16 protein-coding genes are annotated in these 16,453 nt (G+C 69.5%); 10 read left to right on the forward strand and 6 right to left on the reverse strand.

Translation table 11 applies throughout. The features are described from left to right. The 3 genes from atpD (at position 1) to AB0B61_RS03005 (ending at position 2,323) form a co-directional block, all read left to right on the forward strand. The gene (gene atpD, locus AB0B61_RS02995) at positions 1–1,446 is read left to right on the forward strand and encodes a F0F1 ATP synthase subunit beta (RefSeq protein WP_358427044.1); all 1,446 of its coding nucleotides are present in this window, start codon (positions 1–3) and stop codon (positions 1,444–1,446) included. 61 nt (positions 1,447–1,507) lie between these two features. Further along, a complete protein-coding gene (locus AB0B61_RS03000; protein WP_225290371.1) occupies positions 1,508–1,909 on the forward strand; it encodes a F0F1 ATP synthase subunit epsilon in 402 nt (133 codons plus the stop codon). Positions 1,910–1,942: 33 nt separating this feature from the next. Continuing rightward, positions 1,943–2,323 (forward strand): DUF2550 domain-containing protein, encoded by a 381-nt coding sequence (locus AB0B61_RS03005; protein ID WP_358427046.1) that lies wholly within the window; start codon positions 1,943–1,945, stop codon positions 2,321–2,323. Between the two features lie 15 nt (positions 2,324–2,338). On the opposite strand, the gene AB0B61_RS03010 is transcribed toward AB0B61_RS03005, so the two are convergent. Further along, a complete protein-coding gene (locus AB0B61_RS03010; protein WP_358427048.1) occupies positions 2,339–2,929 on the reverse strand; it encodes a cob(I)yrinic acid a,c-diamide adenosyltransferase in 591 nt (196 codons plus the stop codon). 127 nt (positions 2,930–3,056) lie between these two features. On the opposite strand from AB0B61_RS03010, the gene AB0B61_RS03015 reads away from it, so the two are divergent. From AB0B61_RS03015 to AB0B61_RS03030, 4 genes are all read left to right on the forward strand, one after another. Beyond that, positions 3,057–3,953 carry an ATP-binding cassette domain-containing protein gene (locus tag AB0B61_RS03015; RefSeq protein WP_358427051.1) on the forward strand — a complete coding sequence of 299 codons (897 nt, stop codon included), beginning with the start codon at positions 3,057–3,059 and terminating at the stop codon, positions 3,951–3,953. Further along, a complete protein-coding gene (locus AB0B61_RS03020; protein WP_358427054.1) occupies positions 3,950–5,059 on the forward strand; it encodes an ABC transporter permease in 1,110 nt (369 codons plus the stop codon). Before AB0B61_RS03015 ends, AB0B61_RS03020 begins: the two co-directional genes overlap by 4 nt. 30 nt (positions 5,060–5,089) lie before the next feature. Continuing rightward, positions 5,090–6,259, forward strand: coding sequence for a histidine kinase (locus AB0B61_RS03025; RefSeq protein ID WP_358427057.1), 1,170 nt, complete (start codon positions 5,090–5,092; stop codon positions 6,257–6,259). A gap of 90 nt (positions 6,260–6,349) precedes the next feature. Beyond that, a complete protein-coding gene (locus tag AB0B61_RS03030) occupies positions 6,350–6,667 on the forward strand; it encodes an STAS domain-containing protein (protein ID WP_357646657.1) in 318 nt (105 codons plus the stop codon). A gap of 202 nt (positions 6,668–6,869) precedes the next feature. Here AB0B61_RS03030 and AB0B61_RS03035 read toward each other — a convergent pair whose 3' ends face one another. The 5 genes from AB0B61_RS03035 to nucS all read right to left on the reverse strand — a co-directional run bounded on the left by AB0B61_RS03035 (position 6,870) and on the right by nucS (position 11,672). Further along, positions 6,870–7,493, reverse strand: coding sequence for a TetR/AcrR family transcriptional regulator (locus AB0B61_RS03035; protein WP_358427060.1), 624 nt, complete (start codon positions 7,491–7,493; stop codon positions 6,870–6,872). A gap of 63 nt (positions 7,494–7,556) precedes the next feature. Next, a complete protein-coding gene (locus AB0B61_RS03040) occupies positions 7,557–9,029 on the reverse strand; it encodes an aldehyde dehydrogenase family protein (RefSeq protein ID WP_358427063.1) in 1,473 nt (490 codons plus the stop codon). A gap of 37 nt (positions 9,030–9,066) precedes the next feature. Beyond that, a complete protein-coding gene (locus AB0B61_RS03045; RefSeq protein WP_358427066.1) occupies positions 9,067–9,627 on the reverse strand; it encodes a GNAT family N-acetyltransferase in 561 nt (186 codons plus the stop codon). A 3-nt stretch (positions 9,628–9,630) separates the two neighbouring features. Further along, positions 9,631–10,935 carry a carotenoid oxygenase family protein gene (locus tag AB0B61_RS03050; protein WP_358427069.1) on the reverse strand — a complete coding sequence of 435 codons (1,305 nt, stop codon included), beginning with the start codon at positions 10,933–10,935 and terminating at the stop codon, positions 9,631–9,633. 74 nt (positions 10,936–11,009) lie between these two features. Next, positions 11,010–11,672, reverse strand: a complete 663-nt coding sequence (gene nucS, locus AB0B61_RS03055; protein ID WP_358427072.1) for an endonuclease NucS — start codon at positions 11,670–11,672, stop codon at positions 11,010–11,012. A 116-nt stretch (positions 11,673–11,788) separates the two neighbouring features. On the opposite strand from nucS, the gene AB0B61_RS03060 reads away from it, so the two are divergent. The 3 genes from AB0B61_RS03060 (at position 11,789) to AB0B61_RS03070 (ending at position 16,356) form a co-directional block, all read left to right on the forward strand. Continuing rightward, positions 11,789–12,079 carry an ATP/GTP-binding protein gene (locus AB0B61_RS03060; protein WP_358427075.1) on the forward strand — a complete coding sequence of 97 codons (291 nt, stop codon included), beginning with the start codon at positions 11,789–11,791 and terminating at the stop codon, positions 12,077–12,079. 95 nt (positions 12,080–12,174) lie between these two features. Then, complete coding sequence (locus AB0B61_RS03065; protein WP_358427078.1) at positions 12,175–12,879, forward strand: alpha/beta fold hydrolase; 705 nt, start codon at positions 12,175–12,177, stop codon at positions 12,877–12,879. Positions 12,880–13,248: 369 nt separating this feature from the next. Then, complete coding sequence (locus AB0B61_RS03070; protein ID WP_358427081.1) at positions 13,249–16,356, forward strand: LamG-like jellyroll fold domain-containing protein; 3,108 nt, start codon at positions 13,249–13,251, stop codon at positions 16,354–16,356. The last annotated feature ends 97 nt before the right edge of the window (positions 16,357–16,453 follow it).

Here is a 16,453-nt window from a genome sequence, read left to right on the forward strand (position 1 = left end):
ATGACTGCAGAGGCTGTTGAGACCGTTGAGACCCCCGCGGCCGGTGTCGGCCGCGTGGCTCGGGTCACAGGGCCCGTCGTCGACGTGGAGTTCCCCGTCGAGGCGATGCCCGACATCTACAATGCGCTGACCATCGACGTAACCCTCGGTGAGGACACCAAGCTGCTGACCCTCGAGGTCGCCCAGCACCTCGGTGACAACATCGTCCGGGCCATCTCCATGCAGCCCACCGACGGTGTGGTCCGGGGTGCGGCCGTCACGGACACCGGCCTGCCGATCTCGGTGCCCGTCGGCGACGTCGTCAAGGGTCACGTATGGAACACGCTCGGCGAGTCGCTGGACGTGCCGACCGCTTCTCTCAAGATCGACGAGAAGTGGGGCATCCACCGGCCGTCGCCGCCGTTCGACCAGCTCGAGTCGCGCACCGAGCTGCTCGTCACGGGCATCAAGGTCATCGACCTGCTCACGCCGTACGTACAGGGTGGCAAGATCGGCCTGTTCGGTGGCGCGGGTGTGGGCAAGACCGTCCTCATCCAGGAGATGATCCGCCGGGTCGCCCGCAACTTCGGTGGCACCTCGGTGTTCGCCGGCGTCGGCGAGCGCACCCGTGAGGGCAACGACCTCTGGCTGGAGATGGAGGAGGCGGACGTCCTCAAGGACACCGCGCTCGTCTTCGGCCAGATGGACGAGCCGCCGGGCACCCGTCTGCGGGTCGCCCTGTCGGCGCTGACGATGGCGGAGTACTTCCGCGACGTGCAGAAGCAGGACGTGCTGCTCTTCATCGACAACATCTTCCGCTTCACGCAGGCCGGCTCCGAGGTGTCCACGCTCCTCGGCCGTATGCCGTCGGCCGTGGGTTACCAGCCCACGCTGGCCGACGAGATGGGTGTGCTCCAGGAGCGCATCACCTCGACGCGTGGTCACTCGATCACCTCCATGCAGGCGATCTACGTGCCCGCCGACGACATCACCGACCCGGCCCCGCACAACGCGTTCGCCCACCTCGACGCGCAGACCGTGCTCTCCCGGCCGATCTCGGAGAAGGGCATCTACCCCGCGGTGGACCCGCTCGACTCCAACTCCCGCATCCTCGACCCGCAGATCGTGGGCGAGGAGCACTACGCGGTGGCCCAGGAGACCAAGCGGATCCTGCAGAAGTACCGCGAGCTCCAGGACATCATCGCCATCCTCGGTATCGACGAACTGTCGGAAGAGGACAAGGTCACCGTCCAGCGGGCCCGCCGTATCGAGCGGTTCCTGTCGCACCCGATGTACGCCGCCGAGGCGTTCACCGGCCAGCCCGGCGAGAACGTGCCGCTGGAGGAGACCATCCGCTCCTTCAAGGGCCTGTGCGCCGGCGAGTACGACCACCTGCCCGAGCAGGCGTTCTTCATGGTGGGCGGCATCGACCAGGCCATCGCCAAGGCCAAGGAACTCGAGCGCTGATCGCCCGTGGTGGGGGTATGGCGCGAGCCGTACCCCCACTCCTGTCCGGAAAGGAGCCTACGTGGCGAAGCTACGAGTAGGCGTTGTCTCGCCCGAGCGTGAGATCTGGTCGGGCGAGGCCGACATGGTGATTGCCAAGACCGTGGACGGCGAGATCGGTATTATGCCGCAACACGCACCTGTGCTCGGCGTCCTCGTCGAGGGCGGCGTGCTGCGCGTGAAGCGGGAGGGCAAGGGCGACCTGGTCGCGGCGGTCCACGGCGGATTCATCTCCGTGGCCGACGACGAGGTGTCCGTGCTCGCCGAGGTCGCCGAGCTCGGCTCGGAGGTCGACATCGCGGCGGCCCGTGACGCTCTCGAACGGGCGCAGGCCTCGATCGAGGCCGACCAGGCGGACGCCGACGCGGCCGTCGAGGCCAAGCGTGCCAAGGCCCGGCTGCGCGCGGCCGGCGAAGAGGTCTAGTTTTTTGATGCGGGTTTGATGCAAGGGGGCGGCTTGGTAGCGACGGTTCTCATCTGTGTGCTGCTGGTCGCCGTCCTGGTGGTGTTGCGCGGGCTCCTGGTGGTGCGCACCCGGGGAAGTGTGCCCTGCCGCCTGCGCGTGGGCGACCACGGCTGGCAGCGCGGGGTAGCCCGCTACGCCGACGGGGAGCTCCATTGGATCCCGCTCATAGGTCTGCGACTCAGGCCCCGCCACGCTATCGCGAGGCGGGGCCTCGTCGTTTCCTCCCGGCGGGAGCTGGACAGTGGTTTCTACGCGGTGGACTGTTCGGGCACCACGCGGGACCTCTCGCTGGCGATGAGTGCGGACGCGCTGACCGGGTTTCTGGCCTGGCTCGAATCGGCGCCGCCGAGCGCTTATCTGGACGTCGCCTAGATCCCCGGCACCGGGCTAGCGGGTGCCGCCTGGCTTCCAGAGGATCTCGCCGCCCGCGTGGGCGACCCTGCACAGAATGAACAGCAGGTCTGACAGGCGGTTGAGGTATCTGGCCGTCAGTGGGTTCATGTCCTCGTGCGCTTCCAGCGCCGCCCACGTCGTACGTTCGGCGCGCCGGACGGTGACCCTCGCCACGTGGAGACCGGCTATCGCCGGGTCGCCGCCGGGGAGGATGAAGCTGCGCAGCGGCTTGAGCTGCTCGTTGAACTCATCACACCGCGCCTCCAGCCAGTCGATGTAGGACTGCTCGACCCTCAGCGGCGGGAACTCCGGATCGTCCGTGACCGGGGTCGCCAGGTCGGCGCCCACGTCGAAGAGCTCGTTCTGGACGCGGATCAGCACCGCCGTCAGCTCCATCGGCAGCGTGCCGTGCGATATGGCCAGGCCCAGATGAGCGTTCGCCTCCTCCACGTCCGCGTAGGCCGCCAGGCGGAGGTCGGTCTTGGCGGCGCGGCTCATGTCGCTCAGAGCGGTCGTGCCGTCGTCTCCGGTGCGGGTGTAGATCCGGGAGAGAACGACCGGCTTGTCCTTGTCGGCGCGCGTCATGAGATCAGCGTAATGACAAAAGTCACGCGGAACGGACGCGGGGCGCATACCGCGTCGGTGATTTCCACGACTACCAGCGCGCATCGCCACCCGCGACGATGGCTTGCATGACGAAGGAGAGGATCTGATGCTCGAGATCAGCGAGCTGCGTAAGCGCTTCGCCGGTGGGCCGGACGCGCCGGAGGGCAAGGTGGCCCTCGACGGGATCAGCTTCGCCGTACGGCCGGGCGAGATGTTCGGATTCGTCGGCGCGAACGGCGCCGGCAAGACGACCACCATGCGGATCGTCATGGGCGTGCTGCAGCCCGACCAAGGCTCGGTCGGCTGGCAGGGCCGGCCGCTGGAGTACACCGACCGGCGGCGGTTCGGCTACATGCCCGAGGAGCGGGGGCTGTACCAGAAGATGCGGGTCGCCGAGCAGGTCGAGTACTTCGGCCGGCTGCACGGCATGGACGCCGCGGCGGCCAGGACGGCGGCCGGTGATCTGCTGGAGCGGCTGGGCCTGACCGAGCGCCGGGGTGACGCGGTCGAGGCGCTGTCGCTGGGCAACCAGCAGCGCGTGCAGCTCGCGGTGGCGCTGGTGCACGATCCCGAGGTGCTGGTGCTCGACGAGCCGTTCTCCGGGCTCGACCCGATCGCGGTGGACGCGCTGGCCACGGTGTTGCAGGAGCGGTGTCGCGGGGGCGTGCCGGTCATCTTCTCCAGCCATCAGCTGGAGTTGGTGGAGCGGCTGTGCGACTCGGTCGGCATCGTGTCGGCGGGCCGGATGGTGGCCAGCGGCACGGTCGGCGACCTGCGGGCGGCGGAGAGCCGTACGCTCCGCGTCGTGGTGCGCGACCCGGCGCCCGGGTGGGCCGACGGCCTGCCCGGCACTGTCACGGTGACCGGCGACCGGCACGTGCTGCTCACCACCGACGGCGACGGCCAGGAGATCCTGCGCCGCGCCATGAAGGCCGGGCAGGTCGAGCACTTCGGTGCCGAGCGGCCGACCCTGACCGAGATCTTCAAGGAGGCCGTGGCGTGAACAGCGTGATCCTGGTGGCGCGACGCGAGATCGCCACCCATATCCGGACGAAGGCCTTCGTCATCGGACTGCTCATCACCGCTGTGCTGGTGGGCGCGGTGGCGTTCGCGCCGAAGATCTTCGACCGCCCCGACTCGTACAAGATCGGCGCCGTGAACTCCCAGCAGCTGCCGCTCAAGGCGGCCCTGCCGGAAGCGGACTTCGAATGGCGCACGTTCCCCGACGAGGCGGCGGCCAAGAAGGCGGTGCTCGACGGCGACGTGGACGCGGCGCTGGTGAACAACGCCAAGGTGCTGTCCGACGGCGAGATCGAGTCCGAGCTCGGCGTGCTGCTGCAGAGCACCAACCGGGAGTTCAAGCTGGGCGCCGCGGGCGTGTCGATCCCACCGCTCCAGATGGTGTCCGTGGGCGCCGACACCCGCTACCAGGCCGCCAGGACCGGGATCGCCGTGGTGCTCGTCCTCGTGCTCTTCATGCTGATCATCGGACAGGTCATGATGGTCGCCATGGGAGTGGTGGAGGAGAAGGGTAGCCGGATCGTGGAGATCCTGCTCACCTCGGTCCGGCCGTGGCAGCTGCTCGCCGGCAAGATCATCGGCCTGGGCGCGCTCGGCATGATCAACCTCGTCACGATCCTGGTGGTCGGAGTGTCGGCCTCGCTCGTCTCGGGCATCGCGGTGGACTTCCCGCCGGGCCTGCCGGGGATCGTGGCGGGAGTGCTGCTCTGGTTCGTGCTCGGCTACGCCTTCTTCGCCACGCTCGCGGCCGCGCTCAGCTCGCTGGTCTCCCGGCAGGAGGAGGTGAGCAACGTGATGTCGCCCCTGACCATGCTGATCATGGTGACCTACTTCGGGGCCTTCTACGCCACCACCGACCCCACCGGGACACTGGCCAAGGTCGCCTCGCTCGTCCCGCCGTTCTCCTCGATGGTCATGCCGGTGCGGATGGCCGCCGCCGACGTGCCGCTCTGGGAGATCGGGCTGTCCACGGTGCTGATGCTGCTCGCCGTGGCGGGAGTGCTGTCGTTCGGCGCGAAGGTGTACGAGCGGGCGGTGCTGCGGACCGGGGCCAGGATCAAGCTCGGCGACGTGCTGCGCGCGAAATAGATGGACCCGAAACAGGTGGACGCGAAATAGATGGATGCGATCAGGCGGGCGCGGCGCATCTCCCTGTGCGTGCTGAACTCCATGATCGTGATGACGTGGGTCGGCATCGCCCTGGCGACCCTCGGCGGCCTCGCCACCGGCACGGTCTCCTGGCCGCGCATCGTGCCCGCGATGATCGCCTTGATCGTCTTCACCTGGCTCTTCCTGCGCATCACCCGCGCCGTCCTGGAGCGCCGCTACCTCACGAGAGAGGTGGTGGCGGCCGGCGCTCTCGCCGTCCTCGCCGCGGCGTTGGGGGGCGCCGACCCGTTCGGATGGGGCTTCGGGCTGCTGGCCTGGGTGTCCGTGGCGCTGATCAATATCCGCGTGTGGGCGGCTGTGGGCCTGGCAGTGGGTACGGCCGTGGTCGGCATCGGGCTGTGCGTCGTCACCCTCCTCATGGGGCAACCCCTCCAGTCGATCCTCGTTCCGTACGACGATGGGGCGGTCTTCGCCCTGGCACTCGTCTACGCGATCATGTGCGCCCTGCTGCCGCCGTCCAACCGGTTCTGGGCGTGGATCTACACACTGGCCGTACAGGCTCACGAGGGCAGGGAGGCGCACACCCGGCTGGCGGTCGCGGAGGAGCGGCTGCGCTTCGCCAGGGACCTGCACGATCTCGTGGGGCACCAGCTCTCGGCCATCGCGGTCAAGACCGAGCTGGCCGTACGGCTGTCGGCCGCCGACACCGTCGCCGCGAAGGCGGAGATGGTGGCGGTGAACACCCTGACCAGGACGGCGCTGCGGGAGCTGCGCCAGGCGGTGCGCGGTTACCGCGAGCTTGACCTGAGCGCTGAGCTGAATAGCGTGAAGGGCGTGCTCGAAGCGGCCGGTGTCCGCTGTGAGCTTCGGTTGCCCTACCGCGAGCCGCCCGGCGGCGTGGCGCCCGTGTTCGCCTACGCGGTCCGCGAGGCGGCGACGAACGTGCTCAAGCACAGCACGGCCTCGTTCTGCGAGATCACGATCCGCTTCACCGAGGAGGAGGCGGAGCTGAGCGTCCGCAACGACGGGGTGGTCCGCCATCAGGTGTCCGACCTGGGCAGCGGCCTGACGGGCATGGGGGAGCGGCTGGCGGACATCGGCGGCAAGGTGACGGCCCGTCCCACAGGCGATGGAGAGTTCCTTCTGCGGGCGGTTGTGTCACTTCCGCTCCGTGGGTAGGGGGAACGGTGCCGGGTTCAGCTCGGCGGACGCCCTGCGGAAGGGTATGAAGACGCCGCGTGAGGTGTGCGGCGTGACTGAGGAGGTGGCATGCGCGTCCCGGGCAATCCCAAGGCCCAGGTGGTGCGGATCGGAGCGCGGCTCGACGCGGGCACGTCGGCGGGGGTGCGGGAACGTCTGCACGACGCGGTCGACTCCGGCGAGGGCGACCTGATCCTCGACCTCTCCGAGCTGGAGATGATCGACGCCACCGGCCTCGGAGTGCTCGTGGGCACGCATCGGCGCGCGCTCAGCGTGCAACGTCACCTCGTTCTTCGGGGGGTGCCGCCGCGGATCATGCGGGTCCTGGCGGTGACCCGGCTGAATCGGGTCCTGCGTGTAGAGGTTCAGGCAGCCGCGGTGGCCTGAAGCGGCGCCCGGCGGGTGCTCGGGAGTGCGCCGGGATGTCGCGATATATAGGGGCGAGCAGCGATCAGCCGCTGCTCGCCCTCTTTTCCCCGGCCCTAACTCCCACACGCGGTAGTAGTTTCCCGAACTCAGATATCACCCTTTAGCGCGGTGATTATCTCCTTACCAGATCGCCATATAAACACGAACCGTAATCAGCGCCTCACGGCGAACCGAGGGATCTGCCGAAGATGTGTACGGCCACACCGACCAGTTCGTCGATGGACGGCGCCTCCTCCGACAGCAGCCATTCGATGAGCAGCTCTTGTAGCGCTCCAATAACCCCGAGCGCCACCAGACGCCGATTCGGTGCCGCGGGCAGGGGGAATTCCGCCGACGCCTCCTCGACAAGGCGGGCGAAGGACTCGACGGCCCGCTGCCGGGAAGCGGTCAGAACGTCGCCCGACCTGCGTACCTCAAGGTGCATGATGCGTGCGCGGCGCCAGTCGGCCGTGGCGAACTCGATATACGCGCGAATCCCGGCCTCCACCCTGTCGTTCAGGGTCGCCGGCGCCTCTTGTAACGCCTTGGCCACAACTGCGAGGCTTTCCTCGACACACCGCTCGTGCAGCGCCTGAAGCAGTTCCTCTCGGCCGCCGAAACATTCGTAGAAGGCGCGGTTCGAGATCCGGGCCTCCGAGCACAGCCTTTCGATGGTCGTCGCCACGAAACCTGGCTTCGCGTATAGCGTGTAGGCGGCTGTCATCAGCCGCTCGCGTCTGTCCGCCAGCCTTTGCTCAGCCGACATTCCCCGGTAAGACCGGTTCACATTCCACCCGTCCAACATGATCGTGGCCCCCAGAGCACACAATTATGGACGGATGATCCGTTTTGGGAAAGAGCATATACTTTATCTCTTACGTCGGCCGTGCAAGAACGTGACAAGCCTGATCAGCCGCTCAAGCTCAGCGGGGGTTCTGCTGAACGAAGTCAGGTTCATGCCGGGCATCGCGAAGCGTTGACGGCTGATCGCTTTGGGCCTGGCGAACTCCCGCAACCCGTCGGCCCCGTGGATGCGCCCGAAGCCAGAGTCGCCGATTCCGCCGAACGGCAGCGCGGGCACTCCGGCGAACGAGATGACCGAGTTGACGGCCGTCATCCCGGTGCGCATCAGCCGGGCCAGCTCCGTCGCCCGGCGCGCGTTGCCGGAGAAGACCGTGCCGGCCAGCCCGTATGCCGAGGCGTTGGCCAGCTCCAGCGCCTCCCGCGCGTCGCGGGTGCGCCGCACGGTGATGGTCGGGCCGAACGTCTCCTCGCGCACCGCGGGGGAGTCCTCCGGCACGTCCTCGACGATCACCGGGTCGACGTACGGCGCACGCACCGAGTCGGGGCCGCCTGTCACGACTTTTCCGGACTTGGTGGCGTCGTCGATGTGGCGCCGGATGATGTCCAGCTGGCCCGGCATGGTGATCGGCCCGTAGTCCTCGCCGGCTTTGACCGTGGCGACCCGGGCCGAGAGCTCGCGCATGAAAGTTTCATAGACCGCGTCCACGACGTACACCCGCTCGACGCCCACGCACGTCTGCCCGGCGTTGGACATCGCCCCCCATAGGCAGGCGTCGGCGGCGGCCGTCAGGTCGGCGTCGGCGTCGACGATGAACGCGTCCTTGCCGCCGCACTCGGCCACGATCGGCGTCAGGTTCTCGGCGCAGGCCGCCATGACCCGCTTGGCTGTGGCGGTCGAGCCGGTGAAGGCCACCTTCTTGACCCGCGGGTCCTTCGCCAGCAGCGCGCCCGTCTCCCCGAGCCCGGTCACGGTCTGGAACACCGGCTGCTCCGGCACCGACTCGGCGAACAGCTCCGCCAGCCGTACGCCGACGCCGGGAGTGAGCTCGCTGGGCTTGAAGACGACCGCGTTGCCGGCCGCGAGCGCGTACGCGATCGAGCCCATCGGTGTGAAGACCGGGTAGTTCCACGGCCCGATCACGCCGACCACGCCCAGCGGCAGGTATTCGAGCGTGGCGGCCAGGTTGAGGCCGATCATCCCGGTCGAGACGCGGCGCCGCCCGAGGACCTTGGCCGCGTTGCGGGCCGCCCAGTCGAGGTGCGTGATCGCCAGCACCATCTCCAGCGTGGCGTCGCCGACCGGCTTGCCCGTCTCCTCGTGCACGAGCCCGGCCAGCTCCTTGAGGTGCTGGGTGAGCACGGCCTTGTAGTCGAGCAGGCGGCGCCTGCGCTCGGCGGGGGCCAGCCCGGCCCACCAGGTCGCGGCCTGCTCGGCCCGGCCGACGGCATCGCGTACGCCGTCGGCGGACTGCTTGGGGTGGCTTCCGACGACCTCGCCGGTCGCCGGGTTCAACGAGTCGAACGTCAGCGTGGTCATGCCGTCACCCTAGACCGGTAAGCCATCACTTACCAGCTCAGAACGCCGCCCGCCACATGCCCCACATGGGCGGCCCGTCGGGGAGCCGGAACTCTTCGGTGACGTGGAATCCGTACTTCTCGTAGAGGGGCACGTTGGACTCCTTGCTGCTCTCCAGGTAGACGGGCAGCCCGGCGCACCTGGCCAGACCGGCCCGCAGCAGCGCCCCGCCCACGCCGCTGCCCCGCACTTCGGGCAGCGTGCCGATCTGCGCCAGGTACCAGTGCGGCTCGGCGGGCCGGTGCGCGGCGAGCGTCTCCTCCAGCGCCATGCCGTAGGACACCCGCTCGCCCATGGCCTCGACGAAACCAGGGAGGCCGGCCTCGTCCGGCTGGTGACCCGGCGGATCCCAGAGCGCGGCCCCCACCATCGCGCCCTCGGCGTCGTAGGCGACCTCGGTGATCGCGTGACTGTAGCGGGCGAGCGTGGTGAACATCAGCGCCGTGCCAGGATCGTCCGGCAGCAGCCACCTGACCACCGGGTCATCGTGGAACGCCCTGGCCAGCACCTCGCCGGCCAGTTCGGTGACGTCCGGGTCCGCGACGAGTGCGAGGTCCATGGCTCAGCCCTCCGCCAGCCAGTTTCCGTGGAAGCCGGCCGGGACGCGCCGGGGCAGCCGGATCGACGCCACGTCCGACAGGTCGCTCGCGTCGAGCACCAGCAGCTCGGAGCTGCCGCCCGTGGTGACCACGGACAGCAGCCAGCCCTCGTCCTCGGCCCGTGCCCCCTCGGCCGCCACGAACACCGCCTCGCCCGTGTCGTCGCCGGTCTGCCTGACCCGCGCCGACCCGGTCCGGTGGTCGTACTTGACGATGGAGTCGCGGCCCACCGTGTAGAGGTAGCGGTTCGCGCGGCCGAGCAGGGAGTCGTTGAACGTGGGGAACTCGACGCCCCGATCGTCCCGCGCCTCCTCCTTGACCGCCCCGGTCGCCGGGTCGAGCGTCCACTGGTGCAAAGTCGCGGCGCCGATCGTGGCCGCGTGCCTGGCCGGGTCCCCGGTGTTGCCGATGCGCCCCCAGACCTGGGTGAAGGACTCGCGCGAGTAGCGGGCGCCGTTGAGCACGATCCGGCCGTCCGCGTCCTCCCACGCGTTGCCGACGTGGAAGACGTAGCACGGGTCGACCTCGAACCACTGGGTCGGGCCGCCCTGCCTGGGCGTCACGCCGATGCGCGCGCCGTATTCGTCCTCCCAGGCATACGGCATGCCGCCCGCGCGCCCGGCCTCGAACACGAAGGGCAGGTCGAGCCAGATCAGGTAGTGCTCGGTGACGGCGAAGTCGTGCATCATCGTCGACTTCGGCACCTCGATCTCCCGGCTCTCCACCAGCTCGCCGCCCGCCGACAGGCGGTGGTAGGTGAGGTACGGCGGGGCGTAGCCGTAGCCGAAGAAGTGCAGCTCCCCGGTGGCCGGGTCCTCCTTGGGGTGCGCGGTCATGGCCGTGGTCAGCCGCCCGCCGAAGTCGCACGGGCCGACCGTGGCCAGCTCCGGCGTCATCTCGTACGGCAGGCCGCTCTCGACGAGCGCGAAGATCCGGTCGGCGTGCCTGATCACGGAGGTGTTGGCCGTGACGGCGGCCAGGTCGACGCCGCGCTCACCGACGAAGGGCGCGTCGTCGGTGAACTTCTTGGTGCGGACCCACCGGTTTCGGTACCACTCCGCCCGGCCCCGGTCGATCCGTACGCCATGCAGCATCCCGGCCCCGCCGAACCAGTGGCCGGGATCGTCGCCCGGCTTCGGGTTGGGTCCGTTGCGGAAGTAGCGCCCGGTGAGCTCGGCGGGCAGGGCGCCGGAGATCGGGAGGTCGTAGGCCTCGCTCTCGTCAGCGACGGGGGCGAGGTTGCCGCTCAGGTAGAAGGGCGTCGTCATATCACGCTCCAATCTTGATAGGTCAAAACTAGAATTTCTAGTCGTGACATGTCAACACAGGAACGTCGCCTGGATCAGAAGAGCGTGGGGTTCTCCGGTTCGATCCCGCGCAGCGCGTCGTAGTCGAGCGTGACGCAGTGAATGCCCCGGTCGGTGGCCAGCACGCGGGCCTGGGGCTTGATCTCCTGGGCGGCGAAGACGCCGCGGACCGGGGTCAGCAGCGGGTCACGGTTGAGCAGCTCCAGATAGCGGGTCAGCTGCTCGACGCCGTCGATCTCGCCGCGGCGCTTGATCTCGACCGCCACCGTCGCGCCGAGCGCGTCGCGGCACAGGATGTCGACCGGGCCGATCGCCGTCATGTACTCGCGGCGGACCAGCGTGTAGCCGGCGCCCAGCGTCGTGATGTGCTCGGCGAGCAACTCCTGAAGGTGCGCCTCGACGCCGTCCTTGATCAGACCGGGGTCGACGCCGAGCTCGTGGCTGGAGTCGTGGAGGACCTCGGCCATCGTCAGGACCAGCTTCTCGCCGGACTTGCCGTGGGTGACGGTCCAGGTCTCGCCGTCCTCCTTGAGCTTGCACGGCGGGTTCATCCAGTTGAGCGGCTTGAAAGCCCGGTCGTCGGCGTGGATGGACACGCTGCCGTCCGCCTTGATGAGAATGAGCCTCGGCGCCATCGGCAGGTGAGCCGTGAGCCGTCCGATGTAATCCACGCTGCATCGCGCGATGACCAGCCGCATGACGGCCAACCCTACCGGCTCTGGAAAACTGGACGCATGGCGTTCGCGATGGTGGCAGTGGTCGCCCCCGGCCCAAAGGGTGCGGGGGCCGGCGAGATGTTCGTACGGACGGAGCCATGAGCCCGCGCCGCGCCCGCCGCAGGGAGTCCTCTCGCCCGCTGGGCCTGCCCGGGGGCATGGAGCGGGTGGAGGAATGGCCGGACGGCGAGTGGAAAGTACGCATGCTCACCGGCTCCACCTCGACCAAGGACTACCGTTGCCCCGGCTGCGACCAGGAGATCCGCGGCGGCCAGCCGCACCTGGTGGCCTGGCCGAGCTGGAGCGGCGGCGACGACGAACGCCGCCACTGGCACCCGGCGTGCTGGCGAAAGAGACTGGACCGCGGCCCCGGCCGCAGCCGCTACTGAGCGGCCCGGCCTCCTCCGCGCCCCCGCTGCGGCCGCTGCTGAGCGGCCGCGACAAGCCCCTCCCCAGGGGCAAGATCACACTGAAGGGACCGACCTTGGAGATTCGCGCGGCGACGGTGCTGCCCGCCCGGCGAGAGCCGATCGAGTTGCACACGGCCGACGGCCAGACCCTGGTCGGCGAGCTGGCCCTGCCCCTCGACCGGCCCCCCGTGGCGACGCTGGTCACCTTCCATCCGCTGCCCACGCACGGCGGGTTCATGGACAGCCATGTCTTCAAGAAGGGGGCCAACCGCCTGCCCGCCCTGGCCGACCTGGCCGTCCTCCGCTTCAACACCCGCGGCACCTCCTCCGAGCGCGGCACCTCCTCCGGCACCTTCGACGGAGGGGAGGGGGAGCGGTTCGACGTGGCGGCGGCGCTGGAGTACGCCGAATACCACGATCTGCCGCATGTGTGGGCGGTCGGCTGGTCGTTCGGCACCGAGCTGACCCTGAAGTGGGCCCGCGACCCGCTTGTGGAGGGCGCCATCCTCCTCTCGCCGCCGCTGCACCGGGCCACGGACGAGGACCTCGACGCGTGGGCCGAATTCGGTCGGCCGCTGGTGGCGCTGGTGCCGGAGTTCGACGACTACCTGCGGCCCGAGGAGGCCAGGCGGCGGTTCGCGCGGGTGCCGCAGGCCGAGGTCATCGGGGTCGACGGGGCCAAACACCTGTGGGTGGGTGAGCCGTACGTACGCGTCGTGCTGGACCAGATCGTCAGGCGGGTGAACCCGGCCGCGGCTCCGCTGCCCGTCGACGCCTGACTTGGCGATAATTTTCGGACATCGTGCAGTTCTTGATGAAATCCGCCGAAGGATCTAGACGAATCGTCTATTCCGGGTGACAATCCGATCGTCAATTGAAGATCGCAGAGACGCCGGGCGGGCCTGACCTGCGTGGCGTCCCTGGCTCGGCAGCGGCGAGGGTGGATGCGCGTAGTTCGTGGTCTGGTCGTGGTGATGTTGGCAGGGGCGGTAGTGGCAGGGCCCCTTGATCATCTGGACGCCGTCGCCAGTGCGCGACACAAGGGCACGGACACCACCCTTCGAGAACAGAGCACCAACGGGACCCCCGGGGAGAGGTCCGCTCTCGCACTGGCCCGCCGTGATGGCCGGCCGGTCGAGGTGGAGGCGATGCGCACCGAGACGCGCCAGGTCTTCGCCCAGCCGGGCGGCACCCTCCTCCTGGAGCAGTACGCGCGGCCGGTACGAGTCCGCAAGGCGGGCGGCTGGGTGGCCGCGGACGCGGCGCTCCGGTTTCAGCCGGACGGGACGATCGCCCCGGTCGCCACCTCGGTGGATCTCCGGTTCTCCGGCGGGGGCGACGCGCCGATCGCCCGGATGGCCCGCGGCGGCAAGGCACTCGAACTCGGCTGGCCGGGGCAGTTGCCCAAGCCGACGCTGAGCGGTGACACCGCGACCTACGCCGAAGTGCTGCCGGGCGTGGACCTTCAGGTGAAGGCGGACGTCGACGGCTTCTCGCATCTCCTGGTCGTCAAGTCGCGGGCGGCGGCCGAGAACAAGGCCCTGGCCGAGCTGAGCTTCCCGATCTCGACCTCCGGCCTGTCGATGAAGTCCACCGAGGGCGGCAACCTCGAGGCCAACGACGCGAACGGCGGCACGATCTTCACCGCCTCGCCGCCGATGATGTGGGACTCCTCCGGATCCTCGGCCGCGCGCACGCCGGCCGCCGGGGAAGGCTCACCCGCCGACGCCCGGCACGAGGTGATGGGCCTGCGACTGGTGGGCAAGAAGCTGCTGCTCAAGCCGCATCGCGGCATGATCGAGGACCCGGCGACCCGCTATCCCGTCTACCTCGACCCGTTCTTCTCGGCGGCCCGGGGCGCGTGGACCTCCGTCTGGAGCAACAACCCGACCTCCAACTTCCTGAACGCCAACGACGTCGCCCGGGCGGGACACGTCCCCGGGCAGACCAACAGGTCGTTCTTCCAGATGAACACCGGCTCGACGATCCACGGCAAGCAGATCATCAAGGGCACGCTGCGGACGTACGAGACGTGGTCCTACTCGTGCACCAAGCGGCCGGTCGAAGCCTGGTCCACGAACTCCATCAGCAAGGCCACCACCTGGAACAAGCAGCCGACGTGGGTCAAGCTCCTCGACACCCAGAACGTGGCGAAGGGCTGGGGATCGTCCTGCCTGCCCGGTGGCGTGGAGTTCAACGTCACCAGTCAGGTCGTGGATGCCGCCGCGAAGAGCTGGCCCAACATCACCATCGGGCTCAGGGCGACGGACGAGGGCGACAACTACGGCTGGAAGAAGTTCAAGAACAACCCCAGCCTGGTGATCGAGTACAACTCGCTGCCGTCCGCGCCCGTCGCGGCCGACATGTGGTCGGACCCGGGAGGCGTCTGCGTCTCCGGCGACGCGCGGCCGGTCATCGGCGGCACGACGCCGAAGCTGTGGGCCAAGCTGCGTGACGTCGACAACTCGGTCAAGGGCCGGTTCGAGTGGTGGACCGCGGCCGGTGTGAAGGTCAGTGAGTTCGTCACCGGGCTGCAGAGCACGGGCAGCGCCTTCTACGCGCAGGTTCCCGCGGGCGCCTACGCCGACGGTTCGGTGATCCGCTGGCGGGTCCGCGCCGAGGACGGCAAGGCCAACAGCGCCTGGGGCCCCTGGTGCGAGGCCACGGTCGACGCCTCGGCCCCCGGCAAGGAGCCGGTCGTGACGTCGCCGCAGTACCCCGAGGGCGGCTGGAACGACGGCGTCGGCCGGGCCGGCTCCTTCACCTTCGCCCCCAACGGCGTCTCCGACGTCGCCACCTACGTCTACGGGCTCGACACCACGCCGAAGGCGGAGGTCGCGGCCGGCCAGGCGGACGGCACGGCGACGATCCAGCTGACCCCGCGGCACGACGGCCCCAACGTGCTGTCGGTACGCAGCAAGGACCGTGCCGGACAGCAGGGCCCGATACGCACCTACCTGTTCAACGTCAACGCGGGCACGGGCCCCGACGGCCACTGGGCACTCGACGAGGGCCAGGGCACCGTGGCCGCCGACAGTACGAGCGCCCACCACGCCACCCTGTCCGGCCAGGCCACCTGGACGGCCGGCAAGACCGGACTGGGCCTGCGGCTCGACGGAGCCGGCGGCCAGGCCCAGACCAACGGCCCCGCCGTGTCCACCCAGCGCAACTTCACCGTCACCACCTGGGCGCGGCTGACCAGCACGAACGCCACCGCGACAGCGGTCAGCCAGGGCGGCGCACGGGCCGCCGGCTTCGCGCTGCAGTACTCCAAGGCCGACGACCGCTGGGCGCTGAGCCGTACCGTCGCGGACGCCGACGGGTCGCAGAGCGTGCGCGCGCTGTCGGCGGCGGCGCCGAGGCTCGGCGAGTGGACCCACCTCACCGGCGTGTACGACGCGGCGGCCAGGGAGCTGTCCCTGTACGTCAACGGACGGCTGGAGTCGACGGTCCCGTTCACCCAGCCGTGGGACGCGACCGGGGCCCTGGCCATCGGCAGGGGGACGGTCAACGGGGCGGCGGCCGAATTCTGGCCCGGCGACCTCGACGAGGTCCGCGTCTATGGGCGGGCCATGTTCGCCGACGAGGTCGCCGACCTGGTGAACAGCGCCGCGACGCTGGTCGGGCACTGGAAGCTGGACGAGGAGTCCGGCACCACCGCCGCCGACTCCTCCGGCAAGGGCTCGGCCGCGACACTGGCCGGCGCCGCGACCTGGGGTGAAGGCTGGCTGGACGGCGGGCTGGCGCTCGACGGGGTCAACGGGCACGCGCAGGCCGGCGCGCCCGCCGTCAACACCAAGGCCGGGTTCACCGTCGCGCTCTGGACGCAGCTCGACTACCTGCCGACCCGCGACGCCGCCGCCGTCTCCCAGTCCGGCACCCGGGCCAGCGGCTTCCAGCTGGGCTTCGACAAGGAGCAGGGCCGGTGGGTGCTCGGCATGGCCGCCGCCGACACCGACACCGCCGCGCTGGTGCGCACGCGGTCCGACGCCGTACCCGCGCCGATGGAGTGGACCCATGTGGCCGGGGTCTATGACCCGCTCCAGGGTGAGCTGCGCGTCTACGTCAACGGCCGCCTGTCGACCAGCACCATCACCGACCACGTAAGCGCGTGGAACGCCACCGGCCCGCTGCAGCTCGGCCGGGCCAAGACCGCGGGCGTCTTCGCCGGCTACTGGCCGGGGACCGTTGACGACGTCCGCACCTATGACGGTGTGCTCAACGCCGAGCAAATCTCCCAACTAGCCGCCCAGTAACCCCCCATATAGACCGGGAGAGGTCGAAATGGATCAACCGAGCGAGTTAGACCTGCCGGAAGCCTACTGGAATCGTTTACAGCAACCCGCGAAACGG

Source organism: Nonomuraea sp. NPDC049158 (genome assembly GCF_040648335.1).
Lineage (GTDB): Bacteria > Actinomycetota > Actinomycetes > Streptosporangiales > Streptosporangiaceae > Nonomuraea.